The sequence below is a fragment of the Pseudarthrobacter sp. C1 genome (assembly GCF_034720455.1).
GTDB lineage: Bacteria > Actinomycetota > Actinomycetes > Actinomycetales > Micrococcaceae > Arthrobacter.
Genome location: NZ_JAYESK010000014.1, coordinates 16964 through 35628, shown reverse-complemented (window position 1 = coordinate 35628; position 18665 = coordinate 16964). Strand labels below are relative to the sequence as shown.

Here is an 18665-nt window from a genome sequence, read left to right as displayed (position 1 = left end):
TCCAGCCGGGAACCCGCGAGGTTCCCAGAATTGCCGAAAACCGCGTGTACCTCGAACACCTCTCCCTGACCGACTTCCGCAGCTACGCCCAGGTTGACCTTGCCCTGGCTCCGGGCGTCACAGTCCTGGTGGGATATAACGGCATCGGCAAGACCAACCTGATGGAGGCCATCGGCTACCTGGCCACCCTCAGCTCCCACCGCGTCAGCTCGGATGCACCCCTCCTGCGGTTTGGAACGGACCGGGCGTTGGTGCGGGCCCGCCTGGTCCGGGGCGGGCAGACTACGGTCCTGGAACTTGAAATCAACGCAGGGCGGGCAAACCGCGGCCGGATCAACCGCAGTAATCCGGTGCGCGCCCGTGACCTGCTCGGCATATGCCAAACGGTCCTCTTCGCTCCGGAGGACCTGGCCCTGGTCAAGGGGGATCCCTCGAACCGGCGCCGCTTCCTGGATGAGCTGCTCGCGAGCCTTATTCCGCATCATGCCGCGACCCGCAGCGACTACGACCGCGTGTTGAAGCAGCGCAATGCGCTGCTGAAGTCTGCCCGGGCGGGCAAATTCACTCCTGCCCATGAGGCAACCCTCGACGTGTGGGACCAGCACATGGCGAAGGCCGGCGCCGAACTGCTCCACGCCAGGCTTGAACTGGTGGAGCGGCTGCGCCCGCATCTGGCGCGGGCATATGCGGACCTCACCGACGCGTCAAAACCGGCAGACGCCGTCTACCGCTCCACCCTCCAGAGCCAGATGGACGACGATGGCGCAGCGCTCCCTCCCGCTGCGGGCACCGCGGCCGGAGGTGCTTCGCCGGACGTGGAAGACCTGCGCCGGTTCTCTGTGGACGAGTTGGCGGAGCGGTACGTCCGCGCCTTCGCCGAATCCCGCCGGAAGGAAATCGAACGGGGCATTTCGCTCGTGGGACCGCACCGCGACGAGCTGGAACTCATCCTGGGCCAGGCGCCGGCCAAGGGTTATGCCTCGCATGGCGAAACATGGTCCATGTGCCTCTCGCTGCGGCTCGCCTCCTACTATGTGATGCTGGACGACGCCCGTACCGGAGGGTCTGCTCCCATCCTGATCCTCGACGACGTTTTTGCCGAGCTGGACGTCCAGCGGCGGCGTAAACTGGCCGCAATAGTCTCCGGCGCGGAGCAGGTCCTGGTGACCGCCGCCGTCGACGCCGACATCCCGGAAGAGCTGTCCGGACGGCGGGTGAAGGTCATCCCGGGAGGTATTGATGAGCAGGGACAATGAAAAGGGCGGCGGGCTCCAGCCCGGCCGCGATCCCGACAACATCGATGCCCCGCAGGTTGCCCTGAACCGGATGCGGGAAGCAGCCGCAGCGCGCGGCGAAATCCGCAGGGCAGCGCACCGCCCGGGCACCTCAAAGGCGAAAAAGGGCACCCGCGACACCCGAGGCTTCAGCCAGTTCCACGCCACGGGCCGCGACCCCCTTGGCCTGGGCAAGGTGGTGGGACGCCTGGTGGCGGAACGCGGCTGGACCTCCCCGGTGGCGGTGGGGTCCGTGATGGCTGAATGGGCAACCCTGGTTGGCCCTGAAATCTCGGCCCACTGCGTCCCGGAAAGTTTCACCGACACCACCCTGCACGTCCGGTGCGACTCAACCGCCTGGGCCACCCAGCTGCGACTGCTAAGCACCAGCCTCCTGGAGAAGTTCCGGGTGGAGCTGGGCGACGGAGTGGTAACCAGCATCAAGGTGCTTGGCCCTGCGGCACCGAGCTGGCGCAAGGGCGGCCGTTCGGTAAACGGCCGGGGCCCCCGGGACACTTACGGGTAGTGCCGGCACCGGACTCTTGAAAATCCGCCCAACGGCGTGTAGAGCGCTGTAAGGGACGCCGGGCGTATAGGCACCCGGAGGCCGTACTTCCAGCGCGCCCTAGGCGCGGCCAATGCCCTCGCATGGGCACACCACTGTCCGCAGACGGCCCTGGAATGCGGGGAAATGGGCTGTCGCGCGGTAGAATCGGTGTAGATAACTGGGCGCGGGTGAAACGTTGACTGAGTCCGTTTTCGCGCGCTCACAGCACGCGGAGTGCGGATCCCCACCGTCAGCAGGCCACCGGCGCTATAAGTTTGTGCCTGTTGGCGGATGACTTTCCTGATCCAGGAGGGGACTCGGCCGGCCATCATCGAGAACAGAGGAGTCGACAGCGCCTGTGGCTAACGACAATACAGATATTCTGGCAGCTGAACCCGCAGTCGAGGATGCCCGTACGCCTGACACCCCGGCCGCATCGGCGACGCCGCGTGAATACGGTGCCAGCGACATCACTGTCCTTGAAGGCCTGGAGGCGGTACGGAAGCGCCCGGGCATGTACATCGGTTCTACAGGACCGCGCGGACTCCACCACCTCGTCTACGAAGTTGTTGATAACTCAGTGGATGAGGCCCTTGCAGGCTACTGCACCCACATCGAGGTTGTCCTGCAGGCCGACGGCGGCGTGAAAGTGGTGGACGACGGCCGCGGCATTCCCGTGGACATGCACCCTACGGAGCACAAGCCCACGGTTGAAGTCGTCATGACCATCCTGCACGCCGGCGGAAAGTTCGGCGGCGGCGGTTATGCCGTGTCCGGCGGCCTCCACGGCGTCGGCATCTCCGTGGTCAATGCCCTCTCCAGCCGCGTGGATACTGAAGTGCGGCGCCAGGGCCATGTCTGGCGGATGTCCTTCGCGGACGGCGGAAAGCCGCAGGGCAGCCTGGTCAAGGGCGAGGAAACGGACCTCACCGGTACCACCCAGACCTTCTACCCGGATCCCGCGATCTTCGAAAGCACCGAATTCGACTTTGAGACACTGCGTGCCCGCTTCCAGCAGATGGCCTTCCTCAACAAGGGCCTTCGCATCACGCTGACGGACGAGCGCACCGCTGCTGAGGCGGATGCCGACGCCGACCTGGACCTGGACGCCGTCGTTACCGAGGGCGAAGTCAGCGCAGAGCACCGCACCGTGGTGTACCAGTACGACGAAGGCCTGCTGGACTACGTCAAGCACCTGAACTCCGGCAAAAAGGTGGATGTGGTCCACGAAGACGTCATCGCCTTCGAAACCGAGGACAAAGAACGCAAGATAGCCCTCGAAATGGCGATGCAGTGGACCAACGCCTACTCGGAGAGTGTGCACACGTACGCCAACACCATCAACACCCATGAAGGCGGAACCCACGAAGAAGGCTTCCGCGCTGCCATGACGTCCCTGATCAACCGCTACGCGCGTGAGAAGGGAATCATCAAGGAAAAAGACGACAACCTCACCGGTGACGACATCCGCGAAGGCCTTACCGCCGTCATTTCCGTCAAGCTTGCCGAACCCCAGTTCGAAGGCCAGACCAAGACCAAACTCGGCAACTCCGAGGTCAAGGGCTTCGTCCAGCGCGTGGTAACTGACGGACTGGGTGACTGGCTGGAACGCAACCCCGGGCCCGCCCGGGACGTCATCCGGAAGGCGATCTCCGCAGCGCAGGCCCGAATGGCCGCACGCAAGGCACGGGACAACGCCCGCCGGAAGAGCCCGCTGGAATCCTTCGGCATGCCGGGCAAGCTCTCTGACTGCTCCTCGAAGAACCCGGAAAAGTGCGAGGTCTACATCGTCGAGGGTGACTCCGCCGGCGGCTCCGCAAAACGCGGCCGCAATCCGGAGACCCAGGCCATCCTGCCCTTGCGCGGAAAGATCCTGAACGTGGAGCGCGCACGCCTGGACAAAGCGTTGGGCAATGCCGAAGTCCAGTCCATGATCACCGCCTTCGGAACCGGTATTGGAGAGGATTTCGACCTCTCCAAGCTCCGCTACCACAAGATCGTCCTGATGGCGGATGCCGACGTGGACGGACAGCACATCACCACCCTGCTGATGACGCTGCTGTTCCGCTACATGCGCCCCCTCATTGAGAACGGCTATGTCTACCTTGCCCAGCCGCCGCTGTACCGCATCAAGTGGTCCAACGCAGCCCATGATTACGTCTACAGCGACCGCGAACGCGACGCGAAACTCGTGGCCGGCCAGGCGGCCGGACGCCGGATCCCCAAGGACAACGGCATCCAGCGCTACAAGGGCCTCGGCGAAATGGACTACACCGAACTGTGGGACACCACCATGGATCCGGACCACCGCACCCTGCTGCAGGTGACGATGGACGATGCCCTCGCGGCGGACCAGATCTTCTCGGTCCTGATGGGCGAGGACGTTGAATCACGCCGCAACTTCATTCAGCAGAACGCCAAGGACGTCAGGTTCCTCGATATCTAGGAAGCACGCTGTCCTAATATTCGGAATCTCACATATACCTGAAACGGAAATTAATTAATGAGCGACGAAACACCCGAGAACCCGGCCTCCGACGCCGGCACTCCGGACACCGTTCTTGAAGGCGACGTGCTGATCGACCGCGTGGAGCAGGTGGACCTCCAGACAGAAATGCAGCGGTCCTACCTGGACTACGCCATGGCTGTCATTGTTGGCCGTGCCCTCCCGGACGTCCGGGACGGCCTGAAGCCGGTCCACCGCCGGGTCCTTTACGCGATGTTCGACGGCGGCTACCGGCCTGACCGTTCCTTCAACAAGTGTGCCCGTGTGGTGGGCGAGGTCATGGGCCAGTACCACCCGCACGGCGATACGGCGATCTACGACGCTTTGGTCCGCCTCATCCAGGACTGGACCATGCGCTACCCCCTGGCCCTCGGCCAGGGCAACTTCGGCTCCCCGGGCAATGATGGCGCTGCGGCACCCCGGTACACCGAAACGAAGATGGCCCCGCTTGCCATGGAAATGGTCAGGGACATCGACGAGGAAACCGTCGATTTCCAGGACAACTACGACGGCAAGAACCAGGAACCCACCATCCTGCCTGCCAGGTTCCCCAACCTGCTGGTGAACGGGTCTTCCGGCATCGCCGTCGGCATGGCCACCAACATTCCGCCGCACAACCTGCGCGAAGTGGCGGACGGCGTGCAGTGGTATCTGGCGAACCCCGGCGCCAGCCGCGAAGAACTGCTGGAAGAACTCCTGCTGCGGATCAAGGGTCCCGATTTCCCCACCGGCGCCACCATCCTGGGCCACAAGGGCATCGAGGATGCCTACCGGACCGGCCGCGGCTCCGTCACCATGCGCGCGGTGGTAAATGTCGAAGAGCTGCAGGGACGCACCTGCCTGGTGGTCACCGAGCTGCCGTACCAGGCAAACCCGGACAACCTGGCCATCAAGATCGCCGAACTGGTCAAGGACGGCAAGATCCAGGGCATTGCGGACCTCCGCGACGAGACCTCCGGACGCACGGGCCAGCGCCTGGTCATCGTGCTCAAGCGCGATGCCGTGGCCAAGGTGGTGCTGAACAACCTTTACAAGCACACCGAACTGCAAAGCAACTTCTCCGCCAACATGCTGGCCATTGTTGACGGCGTCCCCCGCACCCTGAGCCTGGACGCCTTCATCCGGCACTGGGTGACCCACCAGATGGATGTCATTGCCCGCCGCACGCGGTACCGGCTGCGCAAGGCCGAGGAAGAGGCCCACATCCTGCGGGCGCTCCTGAAGGCACTGGACATGCTGGACGAGGTGATCGCCCTCATCCGCGCGTCCAACACCACCGAAGCGGCACGCGACGGACTGATGGAACTGCTCGACATCGACGAGCTCCAGGCCCGCGCCATCCTTGACATGCAGCTGCGCCGCCTCGCCGCCCTGGAACGGCAAAAGATCCAGGACCGGCACGCCGAGCTTGAAGCGTTGATCGCCGAGTACAACGAAATCCTTGGCTCGGAGCAGCGCCAGCGCGAGATCATCAGCACCGAGCTCGGCGAGATCGTGGACAAGCACGGGGACGATCGCCGTACCCGGATCCTCATGGGATTCGACGGCGACATGTCCATGGAGGACCTCATTCCCGAAGAGGAGATGGTGGTCACCATTACGCGCGGCGGCTACGTCAAGCGCACCCGCAGCGACAACTACCGTTCGCAGCAGCGCGGCGGCAAGGGCATCAAGGGTGCCCAGCTCCGCGGCGACGACGTGGTGGAGCACTTCTTCGTCACCACCACCCACCACTGGCTGCTCTTCTTCACCAACCTGGGCCGCGTCTACCGCGCCAAGGCCTATGAGCTGATGGAGGCGGGCCGCGATGCCAAGGGCCAGCACGTGGCCAACCTCATGGCGTTCCAGCCGGACGAACACATCGCCCAGGTCCTGGACCTGAAGGACTACCAGCAGGCGCCGTACCTGGTCCTGGCCACCAAGCGAGGGCTGGTCAAGAAGACCCGGCTCGAGGATTACGACACCAACCGTTCCGCCGGCGTGATTGCCATCAACCTGCGCGACGGCGACGAGCTGGTGTCCGCGCAGCTGGTTTCGGAAACCGACGACCTCCTGCTGGTGTCCCGCAAGGGCCAGTCCATCCGTTTCACCGCCACCGAGGATGCCCTCCGGCCCATGGGCCGGGCAACCTCCGGAGTCACCGGAATGAAGTTCCGCGAGGAGGATGAGCTGCTGGCCGCCAATGTGGTGACTGACGGCTCCTACGTCTTCATCGTGACCGAGGGCGGGTACGCCAAACGGACAGCGGTGGAGGAATACCGGCTCCAGGGACGCGGCGGGCTGGGCATCAAGGTAGCCAAGCTTGCCGAAGAACGCGGCGACCTCGTGGGCGCGCTGATCGTCCAGGAAGAGGATGAGGTGCTGGTGGTCATGGAGGGCGGCAAAGTGGTCCGGTCCTCCGTTGCCGGCGTCCCCGCCAAGGGTCGTGACACCATGGGCGTGATCTTTGCCAAGCCGGACAAAAACGACCGGATTATCGAGGTGGCACGCAACAGCGAACGCGGCCTCGAGGGCGAGGAATCACCGGAGGATGACGTAACGTTGGCTGAAGACGGCGGATCCCTCGAGGAATCAGCCAGCCCAGCATTGGCAGAAGAACCACCGGCCGTTGAGTCAGAGGACGCCTCGGGCAACGCTGAGCAGAACGAAGACTACACGGAGGTAACGAGTGAGTAATCCCGACTCATTTCCCAAGTCGAACAGTACCGTTCCCGACGGCAGCCGGCCCTCAGCCGCTCCACGGGTAAACGCCCCCGTTCGTCCGCAACAGCGCCCTGCCGCCCCTGCCGCCGCCCAGGGGCAGCGCCCGGCAGTCCCCGGCCAGCGTCCGGCCCAGGGCGACCGACCGGCGGGACCGCCGGCCCAGCGTCCCGTGGGACAGCCCGGCCAGCGCCCGGCACCCGGCCAGCGTCCGCCGTCGGCCGGTACAGGGCAAGGCACCCCGGGCCTCGTCAAGCCTGCTCCGAAAGCGAAGGTCCGGCGTGCACGGCTGCTGATCAGCAAGGTGGACCCGTGGTCCGTCCTCAAGATGGCTTTCCTGCTGTCCGTGGCACTGGGAATTGTCACCGTGGTGGCCGCCATTGTGCTGTGGACTGTTCTTGACCTCACCGGAATCTTCGATCAGGTGGACAGCCTGTTGGGTACCCTGGCCGGCTCCGAAGGCGGCGGCTTTGAGCTGAAGAAGGTGGCTTCCCTGGGCCAGGTGGCATCCTTCGCCACCATCATCGCGGTGGTGAACGTGGTCCTGCTGACCGCTCTCTCCATGCTTTCCGCCGTGCTCTACAACATCTCTGCCACCCTTGTGGGCGGTATTGGCGTCACCCTCACGGACGACTAGTTCCCTGTTTTCGCCGGCCAGATACCGGCGAAAACGCCCGATTTGAGATCGGGCCGGGATGTGCTGTAAAGTCATGTCTCGGCCCGATGAGGCATCGGGGCGTATAGCTCAGGCGGTTAGAGCGCTTCGCTGATAACGAAGAGGTCCCAGGTTCAAGTCCTGGTACGCCCACGGAACCTGTGCAGGTTCAAGCAGGTCTGGTTCGCGTAACCCGCAGCCGGACCGGAACGGGGAGCATGTGAAGAAGTTGCTTGTACTGGCAGCGGCGATCGCAGGCGTCCTGCTCTACCGGAAAGCACAGGAATCCGAAGCCCGGAAAGATGCCTGGAGCAAGTCAACCGACTCGGTGGACTAGCGCCGGGACCCGGACTGGAGCTGGTCAAAGGCCTCCAGGTTCTAGGGTATGATTGACGGGTTGCTTCTTATGGGGGCATGGCGCAATTGGTAGCGCACCTGCTTTGCAAGCAGGGGGTTCGGGGTTCGAGTCCCCGTGCCTCCACCATAAGAAAGTCCCGGTCAGCGGAAACGCCGGCCGGGACTTTTGCTTTGTCCGCGGCATGAGCTCAAACAGCAGTCGAACTGCGCATTAGGGTTGGTCAGTGAACTTCTTTCTTGCAGCCCTCGGCGTCCTGGGCGTCGCGTCATCCGGTCCGCTGATTGCTGCCACCCTGGGCGCCACCACTGTGAGTGCACTCGCCATTGCCTTTTGGCGCAATGCGATCGGCGCGGCCGTGATGGCCTCCCCCACTCTCGTCCGGGAGCCCCGGCAATTCGGCAGGATCACCAAACGCGAGTTTCGCTGGTGCCTGCTGGCCGCCATTGCCCTGGCATTCCACTTTGCCTGCTTCATCACCTCGCTGCAGCTCACCTCTGTCGCGGCAGCTACTGCGCTGGTGTGCCTGCAGTCGGCGTGGATTGCGGTGTTTCAACTCTTCCGCGGGACCCGCCACCGTTGGCAGGTGCTGGCCGGGCTGGGCATTGCTTTCGGCGGTGTTGTAGCCATCACCGGGTTTGACATGGGGTCCTCCCCGCAGGCCCTGCTGGGTGACCTCCTGGCCGTGGCCGGCGGCGCGCTGGCCGGCCTTTACACGCTGGCAGGCGGGAAGGCCCGGCAAAGCATGACGACGGGCACCTACACCACCCTCTGCTACGGGATGTGTGCAGCAGTCGTGGCCGTCATGGCTCTTCTGGCCGGGCAACCGCTGGCGGGCTTCGAAGCGGCGGGCTGGCTGGGGATCCTGGCGATCACAGTCTGCGCGCAGCTTGTGGGCCACACAGCGTTCAATCACCTGCTGGCCACTATGAGCCCGCTGCTGGTGTCCATGATCATCCTTCTGGAAATTCCGGGGGCTGCGCTGCTCGCCGCGGTCTTCCTCAAGGAGACGCTCCCGGCCGGAACCTATGCCGGGCTGGGCCTGATTCTGGCCGGACTCGCCGTCGTCGTGACGGGCCAAAGGTCGGGCAGGTCCGGGCGCCGGGGAAGGCCAGCGCGGAACGGGCAGGAGGAACCGCCGTCGGACCGCCCGCTTGCAGAGCTGGGAACGGACTGAGGGCGCCCTGTCCGGCGGCCTACTGGCCGCCGCGGCGCACAGGCTGGGCCGTGTTGACCGTGTGGATGGCCCGGAGGAGCTTTGCGGGGAAGTACACCGAAAAGAACACCACCATGGGAGCCTTTAGCGCCATCTTCTTTACGTTGTGGGCCTTGTAGGTGCGGTCGAACCGCGTGACGTAATAGCGGTAGTCCCGCGGTGAGTCCTCCAGCCGCCGGGCGGACATGCCGGAGACCATCTGCGGGCAGTACTGGATTTTCAGGTCGTGTTCGGCGAGGTGCAGGGACAGATCGATGTCCTCATGCATCTCGTCCTTTTCATCAAGGCAGGTCTCTGCCCGGATGGCGTCCCAGGCGGAGGAGCGGAGGGCCATGTTGGAGCCGAACAGGAAATGGTACTGGTGTTTAGCCAGCTTCAGCATCAGCTGGCGCATTTTGTCATCGGCTTTGAGCCCGAACCGGCGCATGGGCATGTCGTAATAGACCACCGGACCCGTGGCCGCCTGGACTGAATGGTCCACGAACGCCCTCTGCACCTGCTCCACCCAGTCGGGCTCCACTACCGAATCGGCGTCGATCCGGCCCAGGACATCTCCCGTGGCGTTGTCCAGCCCGAAGTTCCGGGTGGGAATAAGGCCCTGCTGCTGATCCTGGCTCAACAGCACCAGCGGGCTTTCCGGGTATTCGAGCTGCATTTGGCGCACGATGTCAGCGGTCCGGTCCTTGGAAAGGTTGTCCACCACCACGATCTCGTGGGCCGGGACCGACTGGTAGATGGCAGCTATCAGGCACTGCCTGATAACGCCCTCCTCGTTGTAGGCCGGGATGACAATGGATACGCGGGGCAGGTTTGCTGCGTCGTTCAAGGCATCCCCAGAGGGTTGTTGGGCTGGCATCAGTTCAAATCTAGCATCCAACCGCAGCCGCTCCCGGATGGCGGAAACCATGGGAGACAGGAAAAGGGCCCCGCCTGCGGCGGAGCCCTTTCCGGCTAAGCTCTCCGGCCTTGGCCGGACGACACAGCTGACAGCTGATCAGGACTGGGTAGTGCCCTTGTTCCCGTTGCTGATGTTGGCCGCGATGTTCTTGGTGGCAGTCTTGGCATCGGTAGCTGGAGCCGCGCTTTCCGAGGCGTCTTCAGCCACGTGCTTTGCCTTTTCCCCGGCGTCCTCGGCCTTGTCCGCCGTGGCGGCGTCGGTCGAAGGGGAAACCGGCGCTGCCGCAGGTTCAGCGGCGTCGGCTGCCTTTTCCTTGACCTCGTTCACTGTGGTGGCCGGAACCGGTGCGGGCGTGGGTGTCACCGGGGAAGGGGTCTTCCACGGATCCTCAACCGGCTTGGATGCCTTCCAGGCAGCTACTGCAGCCGCAACCGCCGCCGCAATGACGCCGAAAACGAGCCAGCCGCGCTTCTTCGGCTTCTCCGGCTCGGCAAGCTGGATCCCTACGGTCCGGCCCGCCTCCGTTGCTGCTGCCTTGAGCTGTGTGCCGGTGGCCTGGGCCTGCTCCTGGATGGCGTGGATGATTCCCACATCCCCAAGTTTCTGCGCAACGGCGTCAACGTGCGCGGGAGTGTTCTCCAGGGTGCGGTGCACGGCCTCCGAGGCGTGGCCGATCTGGTCTGACAGGCGCGGCAGGTATTCAACGACAACCCGGTCACGGGCGTTGAGGATCACCGGGGTGGCCTTGTCCAGGGCCTCATGAAGACGGGGAGAGGCGCCTTCCACAGCTTCGTTGATCTTGGGCGCGAGCTGCGCCAGGCCGTCCTGGATGCGTGGGGTCACGGTGGCCACGCCGTCCGCCAGGTTGTGGGCAGCGGATTTCAAGCCTTCCTGGATCTTTGGCGACGCAGTGTCCAGGCCGTGCTGGAGACGGTCAACAGCTGCTTCCACACGGGGGGCTGCCCAATCCTTGGCGTTCTCTACGGCGCTGGCGACTTGCAGCTCAAGGTCACGGGCAATACGGTCCGACTTCTTCACAACTACCTCCCGGTTAGGTGACGGTTCTGTGGTTAGCCTACGTTGCTTGGTGTTCACCGGCTATTCCCACTGCGGATTTTAGGCGGATTTCACCCAGCGCGGAACTGCCGCCGCAGCCGCAACGGCCCGGATGGGCCATGGAAGAATGGAGGCTATGACTGCCATCGCAACCGCAAAAGCAACCATCCACACGAGCCTCGGCGACATCGCCGTGAACCTCTTCGGCAACCACGCTCCCAAGACCGTCAAGAACTTCGTCGGCCTTGCCACCGGCGAGCAGGCGTGGACCCACCCGGAGACGGGTGAGGACAAGACCGGCACCCCGCTCTACAACGGGACCATCTTCCACCGCATCATCAAGGACTTCATGATCCAGGCCGGCGATCCGCTGGGCCGTGGTGTGGGCGGCCCGGGCTACCAGTTCGATGACGAGATCCACCCCGAACTGAGCTTCAACCAGCCTTACAAGCTGGCCATGGCCAACGCAGGCATCCGCATGGGCAAGGGAACCAACGGTTCGCAGTTCTTCATCACCACCATCCCCACGGACTGGCTCCAGGGGAAGCACACGATCTTCGGTGAAGTGGCTGACGAAGAATCCAAGAAGGTTGTTGACGCAATCGAAGGCGTCCGTACCGGCATGGGTGACCGTCCCGTAGAGGACGTCACCATCAACAGCATCGACATCGAACAGCTGTAACACCGAACCATGAGTTACGGAATTCCGTCGGCTGAGCCGTCCGCGCAGGTTCCGGTATGCCCGCGGCACCCGGACCGGCCCTCCTATGTGCGCTGCCAGCGTTGCGGTCGCCCCGCATGCCCTGACTGCCAGCGGGCGGCCGCCGTCGGATTCCAATGCATTGACTGCGTCAACGAAACAAAACGTTCGACGCCGGAGGTCCGGACGGTCTATGGCGGCGTCGCCGCTGCTGGCAAGCCTTTGGTGACGTTCGGAATAATCGCCGTATGTGCTGTGGTGTACGCGCTGCAGTGGCTCATCCCGGGCCAGGCTGTGTACGAACAGTTTGCCTACAACAATGTCTTTGCCACCCCCCAGTACGGGGCGTTCGAGCCGTGGCGCATGTTGACGGCGGCTTTCCTGCACTCACCCGATTCACTGCTGCACATCCTGCTGAACATGTACACGCTGTGGATCTTCGGCCAGGTCCTGGAACCGCTCCTTGGCCGCGTGCGTTTCCTGGCCCTCTACCTGTTGTCGGCCGTGGGGGGTAGCGTCGGCTACCTGCTCCTGAACCCTGTCCTCGTGCCCGGCCAGGGGCTGGTGGGAGTAGTGGGCGCATCCGGCGCGATCTTCGGCCTGTTCGGCGCCATGCTGTTGGTCCAGCGCCAGCGTGGCGGGGACACCCGGCAGCTGTGGGTCCTCATAGCTATTAATGGAGTCATAGGTTTCCTGATTCCCCAGATTGCCTGGCAAGCCCATTTGGGCGGGCTCATTACGGGCGCGCTGTGCGCAGCAGTCCTTGCCTACACTCCCCGCGGGCCCCGGCAGGGCTTCCTCCAGGCCGCCGGACTGATGGCCGTGCTGGCCCTGCTGATAGCCGTCAGCTGGGTGAGGATTTCCGTCTAGTCCCCGCCACGGCTGCCAAGCCGGCCCGAGCAGAAAAACCCTGGCCTCCGAAAGGACGCCAGGGTTTCTGCTTATCCACAGCAGTTATCCACATTGTTGGTAACTTACATCCCTGTAGTTCTCCGTTCGGCCCTTCAGCTACCGCGGAGTAGCAGGGATTTTGCGGTGCAGGTTCCATTCTTCTCCACATCTGTGGATAACTGTTGGGGATAGGGGTGTGCTTAAGTGGACAAACAGCCCGTAAAAAGCCGTTCTGTGGATAACGCGGTGAAAACCCCCTGGCACCACTGGTTCTCCCCGGGTCAGGGACGTCCCATCAACAGGGTTATGCACATTGTTAATAAAGAACAGCGGTGTAGTTTTTGGCTGTTTGCGCCGCTGCATCGCAATGTGCGGGCCACTGACCTTCCCATGAGTCCCGGCCTGTTTCCACACCTGTGGATAACTTGTGGGTATCCCGATGTTGGTAAGTGGATAAGCTTCAGGTGCCTACCTTTGCGCCTGAGCCCCTTCCCGACAGGAGAATTTATGACCGCCACTGCCCAGCACGTTTTCCTGGACAAGCAGCATCCTGCATTGTGGCGGGCCCTGAACGGATTGGGGCTCAAGGTCAAGGAGGCGGCCCAGGAAGCCGGCATCGAGGTCCGGACCATGGAGCTGCTTAATGTACGCATTTCGCAGCTGAACGGCTGCGCCTTCTGCCTGGACCTCCACGTCAGAGAAGCTGTCGAGGCGGGCGAGACCCCGCAGAGGCTGGCGGTACTTCCTGCATGGCGCGACACAGCACTTTTCACGGAGAAGGAACGTGCTGCACTGGCGTTGACCGAGAGCATCACGGAATTGCCTGGTCACGGTCCACAGGAGCACGAGGAGTCTTACGCCCGGGAGCACCTCACCGAGGAAGAGTTCTCCGTGGTGAGCTGGCTGGCCATCACGATGAACGCCTTCAACCGGGTTTCCATCACCAGCCACCACCCGGTCCGGCGTAAGCGGTAGGGCACCGCCTTGTCCTTGGGATTATCCACAGGTATTCCACACTGTTAATAAACGCATGTGCAGTGGGGATCGGCCGTGGCCGCCGTGTGAAAGGCGGCCACGCACGTACATGCGTCGGCAATGCGGCCGTTTATCCCCATTGTGGATAACTTTCCCAACAGCTGGGGATAAAAACAAAACCCTTAGCGGGCAGGAGCGGGCCAGATCCCGGAGGACCCGCGCCGGTGGCTCCCCACCAGGTGGGTGTCCACCATGCCGATCGCTTCCATCAGGGCAAACATGGTGGTGGGGCCGACGAAGGAGAATCCCTTTTTCCTCAGGGCCTTGGAGAGCGCAACGGATTCGGCCGACTGGGTGGGGATGTCCGCATGGACGGCGGGGTGCGGAGTGGAAGCGGGCTGGAACTGCCACACGAAGTCCACCAGCCCGCCGTCCTGGCGCAGCGCGAGGGTGGCTTGGGCGTTGTTGATGGCAGCACGGATTTTCAACCGGTTCCGGACGATGCCTGCATCCTGCATGAGCCGCTCAACGTCGGCGTCGGTGAACAGCGCAACCGCATCCGGGCTGAAACCGGCGAAGGCGTCACGGAACGCGGGGCGCTTGCGAAGGATCGTGGCCCAGGAAAGCCCTGCCTGGAAGCCCTCCAGGCAGATGCGTTCGTAGAGGCCTTGTTCGTCCCTGACCGGCAGGCCCCACTCGGTGTCGTAGTAGTCGCGCATGAGCGGGTCCGTGGACGCCCACGCGGGACGGGCGAGGCCGTCGTCACCTACCAGGACACCGGCAGCGTCAGGAGTCACGCTTTTCTCCTTTAGGATTACCTGCCGGGCCGGCCGGCCGGGAGTGGATCTCGTCCTTGAAGGGGCCTAGGAGCGCCAGCGGGTGGTCATGAGGAAGCCTACGATGGCGATGCCGAACCCGGCTACGATGTTCCACGATTCCCAGGCCTGGACGGGAAAGCGGCCTTCGCTGATGTAGAACGTGATGATCCAGAAGAGCCCGATGATCATCAGGCCGAACATAACGGGCTTGAACCATACCGGGTTGGGCTTGTACGCCTGGGAAGCAGTCTGCTGCGGGGTGCTGGCGGTCTTCTTGCGCGGCTTTGACTCGGGCACTGGCTCTCCTTGGCGGGCTGAGGCAAGATCGGCGGTCCGGCCTTGATATCCTGCAAGAAGGAAATTGCCAGCGGTCTGCGCGATCTTGGTCAAATCTGGATTCTTACTAGCAGCCAATTCTAGCCGTAGTTCAGGGGCCGCCGGTGCCCGTCGGAACCGCCCGGAGGAGAACGCGTGGTATTGCAGGAGAAGGCGAGGCAAGCCGCTGCGCCGCCTGCCGGCGTCGTTATACTGCGCGGAACGGTCCAGGTTATTGGCGAGCTGCTCATCACCGCCGGCATCATCCTCCTGTTGTTCGTGGCCTGGCAGCTGTGGTGGACCAACGTGGAATCAGACGCCAGGCAGAGCGAAGTGATCAAGGAATTCGCGCAGGATATTGCCGGCGCCGCCCCTTCCGCGCCGGCCGCTGCTGATCCTCCTGCCGCCGGTGAAGACTTCGGCGAGCCGGCAGTGGCTGCCGCGCCGGCCCACGCCGGCACGATCGGCATCATGTACATTCCCCGGTTCGGGGCGAACTACACGCGGCCGATTGTCCAGGGAACCAGCAGCGATGTGCTGGACACCCTGGGCCTGGGACATTACGGGACCACGGCCATGCCCGGCGCGGTGGGCAACTTCGCTGTCGCGGGGCACCGCCAGACCCATGGCGCAGTGCTGGACAACATCCACACGCTGGTTCCGGGGGACAAAATTTACGTCCAGACGAAAGACGGCTATTACGTCTACGTCTTCCGCAACAACCAGATCGTCATGCCGTCCCGCACCGACGTCCTGGAACCGGTGCCGACGCTTCCTGGGGTTACCCCCACCGAAAGATACCTGACCATGACAAGCTGCAACCCGCGCTTCGGCGCTGAAGAACGCATCATCGCCTACGCGCTGCTGGACAGTTGGCGCCCTGCATCAGCTGGTCCGCCCGCGGAAATCGCGGACCAGGTGGCTTCGGCGATCGGAAAGGGCTGATCATGTACGGCTGGATATTCCGCCATCTCCCAGGGCCGCTTTGGCTGCGGATTGTCACCTCATTGGTGCTCATTGCCGCCGCACTGGTATTGATGGTTCAGTTCCTTTTCCCCTGGATGTCCCACTACACCCAGTTCACCGACTCAACGATTGGTGCAGCAAGCCAGCCATGACCACAACCAAGATCCTCGTGGTGGATAACTACGACAGCTTTGTCTACACCCTGGTGGGCTACCTCCAGGAACTCGGCGCCGAAACCACCGTTGTCCGCAATGACGACGTCACCCTGGCGGAGGCCATTGAACTGGCGGGCACCCGCGACGGCGTACTGATCTCGCCCGGCCCCGGTAACCCGGCTGAAGCAGGAGTCTGCATCGAACTGATCAAGTGGTGCGGTGAGAACAGCGTGCCCATGTTCGGCGTCTGCCTGGGCCACCAGGCGCTTGCCGAGGCCTTCGGCGGCAAGGTGACGCACGCCCCCGAACTCATGCACGGCAAAACATCCCTGGTGCAGCACGTGGGAACCAGCGTGTTTTCCGGGCTCCCCTCCCCCGTCACCGCCACGCGGTACCACTCGCTGGCGGCCGTGCGGGAATCGATTCCGGACGTCCTGGAAATCACTGCTGAGACAGCAACGGGCGTGGTGATGGGCCTCCAGCACCGGACGGCGCCCCTGTGCGGCGTGCAGTTCCACCCGGAATCCGTGCTCACAGAGGGCGGCTACCAGATGCTGGGCAACTGGCTTGAGTCCCTGGGAATGAAGGGCGCGGCTGCCCGGGCAGCCAAACTGAGCCCGCTCATCCAGCGCTGAGCCGGCCCGTTCAGCACTGAATCCGATTGACGCAGCGCTGTGCCGGGCTTAGCCCTTTTTGGTGGAGGTCGGCGTTGGAGTAGGCGTGGGTGTGGGGCTTGGCGGGGGCGGCGGGGCTTTGGCCACCACGATGGTGACGGTCTTGCCCTGGTCCACGGCCGCGTTCACGGGGTCGCTTTGCTCCGTCACCCTGCCCGGCTCAACCTGGGCATTCTCGGCCTCAACGACGTTGGGCACCAGGCTCAGTTCCTTCAACGCCGCTTCCGCCTCTTCGCGGGTGCGTCCCCGCAGTTCAGGCATGGCTACCTTGCCGGTGGACACCACCAGTTCGACGCTGGTTCCGACGCCCACCTTCTGGCCGGGCGCGGGGCTTGTGGTGATCACAATTCCGGCAGGCACGGTGGCACTGTTTGCCGTGGTGGTGGAGGGGGCCCCTACCAGTCCGCTTTGACGCAGGATATCCCGGGCCGCCGCCTCTGTTTTGCCCGGAAGGCTCTCAGGGATCATGACGGCGCTGGGGCCCTCTGAAATATTGAGGATCACCTCGGCGCCGGGATCCAGCGAAGCACCGGACGCGGGATCGGTACCGATCGCCGTACCCTTGGCAACAGTGTCGTGCTGCGACCGGACAATCCGGGGCCGGAGCTCCGCGTTATACAGTTCCTGCAGCGCCGCCGACTCTGTCATGGCGGCCACTGCCGGGACCGTGATCTTGGGGGCTGCCGGAGCAGGGCGGTTGATAATGCTGTACAGCCACAGGGCGCCGCCTGCCAGGACAAGGAGCGTGAAGACCACCAGCGTGCCAATCCATGCACGACGACGGGACTTCTGCCGCGGGCTGCGCTCACGTTCCGGAGTCAGGCCCAGCGGCAACGCATCAGCTGACCGATGGTCATCGACGCCGGACGCGAAGGGAACCAGGGTTTCGTGGTCCTCGGCAGAGGAAGGGATAGCCGCCGGCAGCCGGCCGGTAGGTGCGTCGTCGAGGAAGCCTGCCCCTGCGGCGGGGAAGGCCTCGGTGGCCGGCGACGGGACATGGTCGTTGGGGTCCGTGGGCGCTTCGGAGGCCGGAACCGCCGGGACCGGGACGCCGGACCGTGCAGCGCGCAGGGCACGCCGGAACGCCGCAGCATCCTGGAACCGGTCATCCCGGTTCTTTTGCAGCGCCTTCGCCAGCACACTGTCCAAGGCAGGAGTCACATCGGGGTTGAGGCTGCTGGGAGGCTCGGGAATCTCCCGGACATGCTGGTAGGCCACGGACACCGGGCTGTCACCGACGAACGGCGGCCTGGACGTGAGCATTTCGTACAACAGGCAGGCAGCGGAATACAGGTCGCTGCGGGCGTCAACGGTTTCGCCGCGGGCCTGCTCGGGGGACAGGTACTGCGCGGTGCCCACCACGGCCTGTGTCTGCGTCATGGTGGCTGAAGAGTCGGCGATGGCGCGGGCGATGCCGAAGTCCATCACCTTCACCGAGTTGGTGTTTTCGCAGTACATGACGTTGGCCGGCTTGATGTCCCGGTGCACGATGCCGGCCTTGTGGCTGTATTCGAGGGCGCCGAGGACACCCAGGCAGTAGTCGATTGCCTGGTCAATGGTGACGTCATGGGCACGGATCAGGTCGCGGATGGTCTTGCCCTCCACGAATTCCATCACGATGTAGGGCACGCGGACGTTGTCCTCCGAGCCATCGTGGACCAGGTGTTCGCCGGTGTCGTAGATGGCAACAATCGAGGAATGGTTGAGGGCAGCAACCGCCTGTGCTTCACGCTTGAACCTGGCCTGGAACTGCGGGTCACGCGCCATGTCCGGCCGAAGCAGTTTCACGGCGACAGTCCGCCCCAGCCGGGTGTCCACTCCCCGGTAGACGTCCGCCATGCCGCCGCGGCCGATCAGGCCGCCCAGTTCATACCGGCCGCTGAGGACACGGCGGTTATCCACCGGGAGGCTGTCCTCGCGGTGCAACGGTGTGCGCGCTGACTCGTTCACTGGCTGTCCTGGCG

17 protein-coding genes and 2 tRNA genes are annotated in these 18665 nt (G+C 63.9%); 14 read left to right on the top strand and 5 right to left on the bottom strand.

Features of this window, described 5'->3' with window-relative positions; genetic code table 11:
* The first annotated feature begins 44 nt into the window (after positions 1-44).
* The 9 genes from recF to U7114_RS18015 all read left to right on the top strand — a co-directional run bounded on the left by recF (position 45) and on the right by U7114_RS18015 (position 9214).
* Complete coding sequence (gene recF / locus U7114_RS18055; protein ID WP_323058121.1) at positions 45-1256, top strand: DNA replication/repair protein RecF; 1212 nt, start codon at positions 45-47, stop codon at positions 1254-1256.
* Positions 1240-1800, top strand: a complete 561-nt coding sequence (locus tag U7114_RS18050) for a DUF721 domain-containing protein (protein WP_157240147.1) — start codon at positions 1240-1242, stop codon at positions 1798-1800. Before recF ends, U7114_RS18050 begins: the two co-directional genes overlap by 17 nt.
* Positions 1801-2179: 379 nt before the next feature.
* Complete coding sequence (gene gyrB / locus U7114_RS18045) at positions 2180-4267, top strand: DNA topoisomerase (ATP-hydrolyzing) subunit B (RefSeq protein ID WP_321214848.1); 2088 nt, start codon at positions 2180-2182, stop codon at positions 4265-4267.
* Between the two features lie 57 nt (positions 4268-4324).
* The gene (gene gyrA, locus U7114_RS18040; protein WP_323058120.1) at positions 4325-7003 is read left to right on the top strand and encodes a DNA gyrase subunit A; all 2679 of its coding nucleotides are present in this window, start codon (positions 4325-4327) and stop codon (positions 7001-7003) included.
* Positions 6996-7664, top strand: a complete 669-nt coding sequence (locus U7114_RS18035; protein WP_321214850.1) for a DUF3566 domain-containing protein — start codon at positions 6996-6998, stop codon at positions 7662-7664. The genes gyrA and U7114_RS18035 overlap by 8 nt, the downstream gene beginning before the upstream one ends.
* A gap of 97 nt (positions 7665-7761) precedes the next feature.
* Positions 7762-7835 (top strand) — tRNA-Ile (locus tag U7114_RS18030).
* A 67-nt stretch (positions 7836-7902) separates the two neighbouring features.
* Complete coding sequence (locus U7114_RS18025; RefSeq protein WP_234005471.1) at positions 7903-8019, top strand: DLW-39 family protein; 117 nt, start codon at positions 7903-7905, stop codon at positions 8017-8019.
* Between the two features lie 71 nt (positions 8020-8090).
* A tRNA-Ala gene (locus tag U7114_RS18020) sits at positions 8091-8166 on the top strand.
* A 97-nt stretch (positions 8167-8263) separates the two neighbouring features.
* Complete coding sequence (locus tag U7114_RS18015) at positions 8264-9214, top strand: DMT family transporter (protein WP_321214851.1); 951 nt, start codon at positions 8264-8266, stop codon at positions 9212-9214.
* A gap of 19 nt (positions 9215-9233) precedes the next feature.
* Here U7114_RS18015 and U7114_RS18010 read toward each other — a convergent pair whose 3' ends face one another.
* Entirely contained in the window at positions 9234-10109 is an 876-nt protein-coding gene (locus tag U7114_RS18010; RefSeq protein WP_321214852.1) for a glycosyltransferase family 2 protein, read from the bottom strand.
* A 138-nt stretch (positions 10110-10247) separates the two neighbouring features.
* The gene (locus U7114_RS18005) at positions 10248-11189 is read right to left on the bottom strand and encodes a hypothetical protein (protein WP_321214853.1); all 942 of its coding nucleotides are present in this window, start codon (positions 11187-11189) and stop codon (positions 10248-10250) included.
* A 154-nt stretch (positions 11190-11343) separates the two neighbouring features.
* Here U7114_RS18005 and U7114_RS18000 point away from each other — a divergent pair, with 154 nt between their 5' ends.
* From U7114_RS18000 to U7114_RS17990, 3 genes are all read left to right on the top strand, one after another.
* Positions 11344-11889, top strand: a complete 546-nt coding sequence (locus U7114_RS18000) for a peptidylprolyl isomerase (protein ID WP_139027259.1) — start codon at positions 11344-11346, stop codon at positions 11887-11889.
* Between the two features lie 9 nt (positions 11890-11898).
* Complete coding sequence (locus tag U7114_RS17995; RefSeq protein WP_157240142.1) at positions 11899-12777, top strand: rhomboid family intramembrane serine protease; 879 nt, start codon at positions 11899-11901, stop codon at positions 12775-12777.
* 528 nt (positions 12778-13305) lie between these two features.
* Entirely contained in the window at positions 13306-13773 is a 468-nt protein-coding gene (locus U7114_RS17990; RefSeq protein WP_157240140.1) for a carboxymuconolactone decarboxylase family protein, read from the top strand.
* 182 nt (positions 13774-13955) lie between these two features.
* On the opposite strand, the gene U7114_RS17985 is transcribed toward U7114_RS17990, so the two are convergent.
* Complete coding sequence (locus tag U7114_RS17985) at positions 13956-14570, bottom strand: DNA-3-methyladenine glycosylase I (protein WP_323058119.1); 615 nt, start codon at positions 14568-14570, stop codon at positions 13956-13958.
* A 66-nt stretch (positions 14571-14636) separates the two neighbouring features.
* The gene (locus tag U7114_RS17980) at positions 14637-14888 is read right to left on the bottom strand and encodes a cell division protein CrgA (RefSeq protein ID WP_321214856.1); all 252 of its coding nucleotides are present in this window, start codon (positions 14886-14888) and stop codon (positions 14637-14639) included.
* Between the two features lie 174 nt (positions 14889-15062).
* Here U7114_RS17980 and U7114_RS17975 point away from each other — a divergent pair, with 174 nt between their 5' ends.
* Together U7114_RS17975 and U7114_RS17970 are read left to right on the top strand one after the other, a co-directional pair.
* Complete coding sequence (locus U7114_RS17975; protein WP_321214857.1) at positions 15063-15851, top strand: class E sortase; 789 nt, start codon at positions 15063-15065, stop codon at positions 15849-15851.
* Between the two features lie 169 nt (positions 15852-16020).
* Positions 16021-16662, top strand: a complete 642-nt coding sequence (locus U7114_RS17970; protein ID WP_157240137.1) for an anthranilate synthase component II — start codon at positions 16021-16023, stop codon at positions 16660-16662.
* Positions 16663-16710: 48 nt separating this feature from the next.
* Here the strand turns inward: U7114_RS17970 and pknB are convergent, their stop codons facing one another.
* Positions 16711-18651: a Stk1 family PASTA domain-containing Ser/Thr kinase gene (gene pknB, locus U7114_RS17965; RefSeq protein WP_321214859.1), complete on the bottom strand. Its 1941-nt coding sequence runs from the start codon at positions 18649-18651 to the stop codon at positions 16711-16713.
* Positions 18652-18665: the final 14 nt, after the last annotated feature.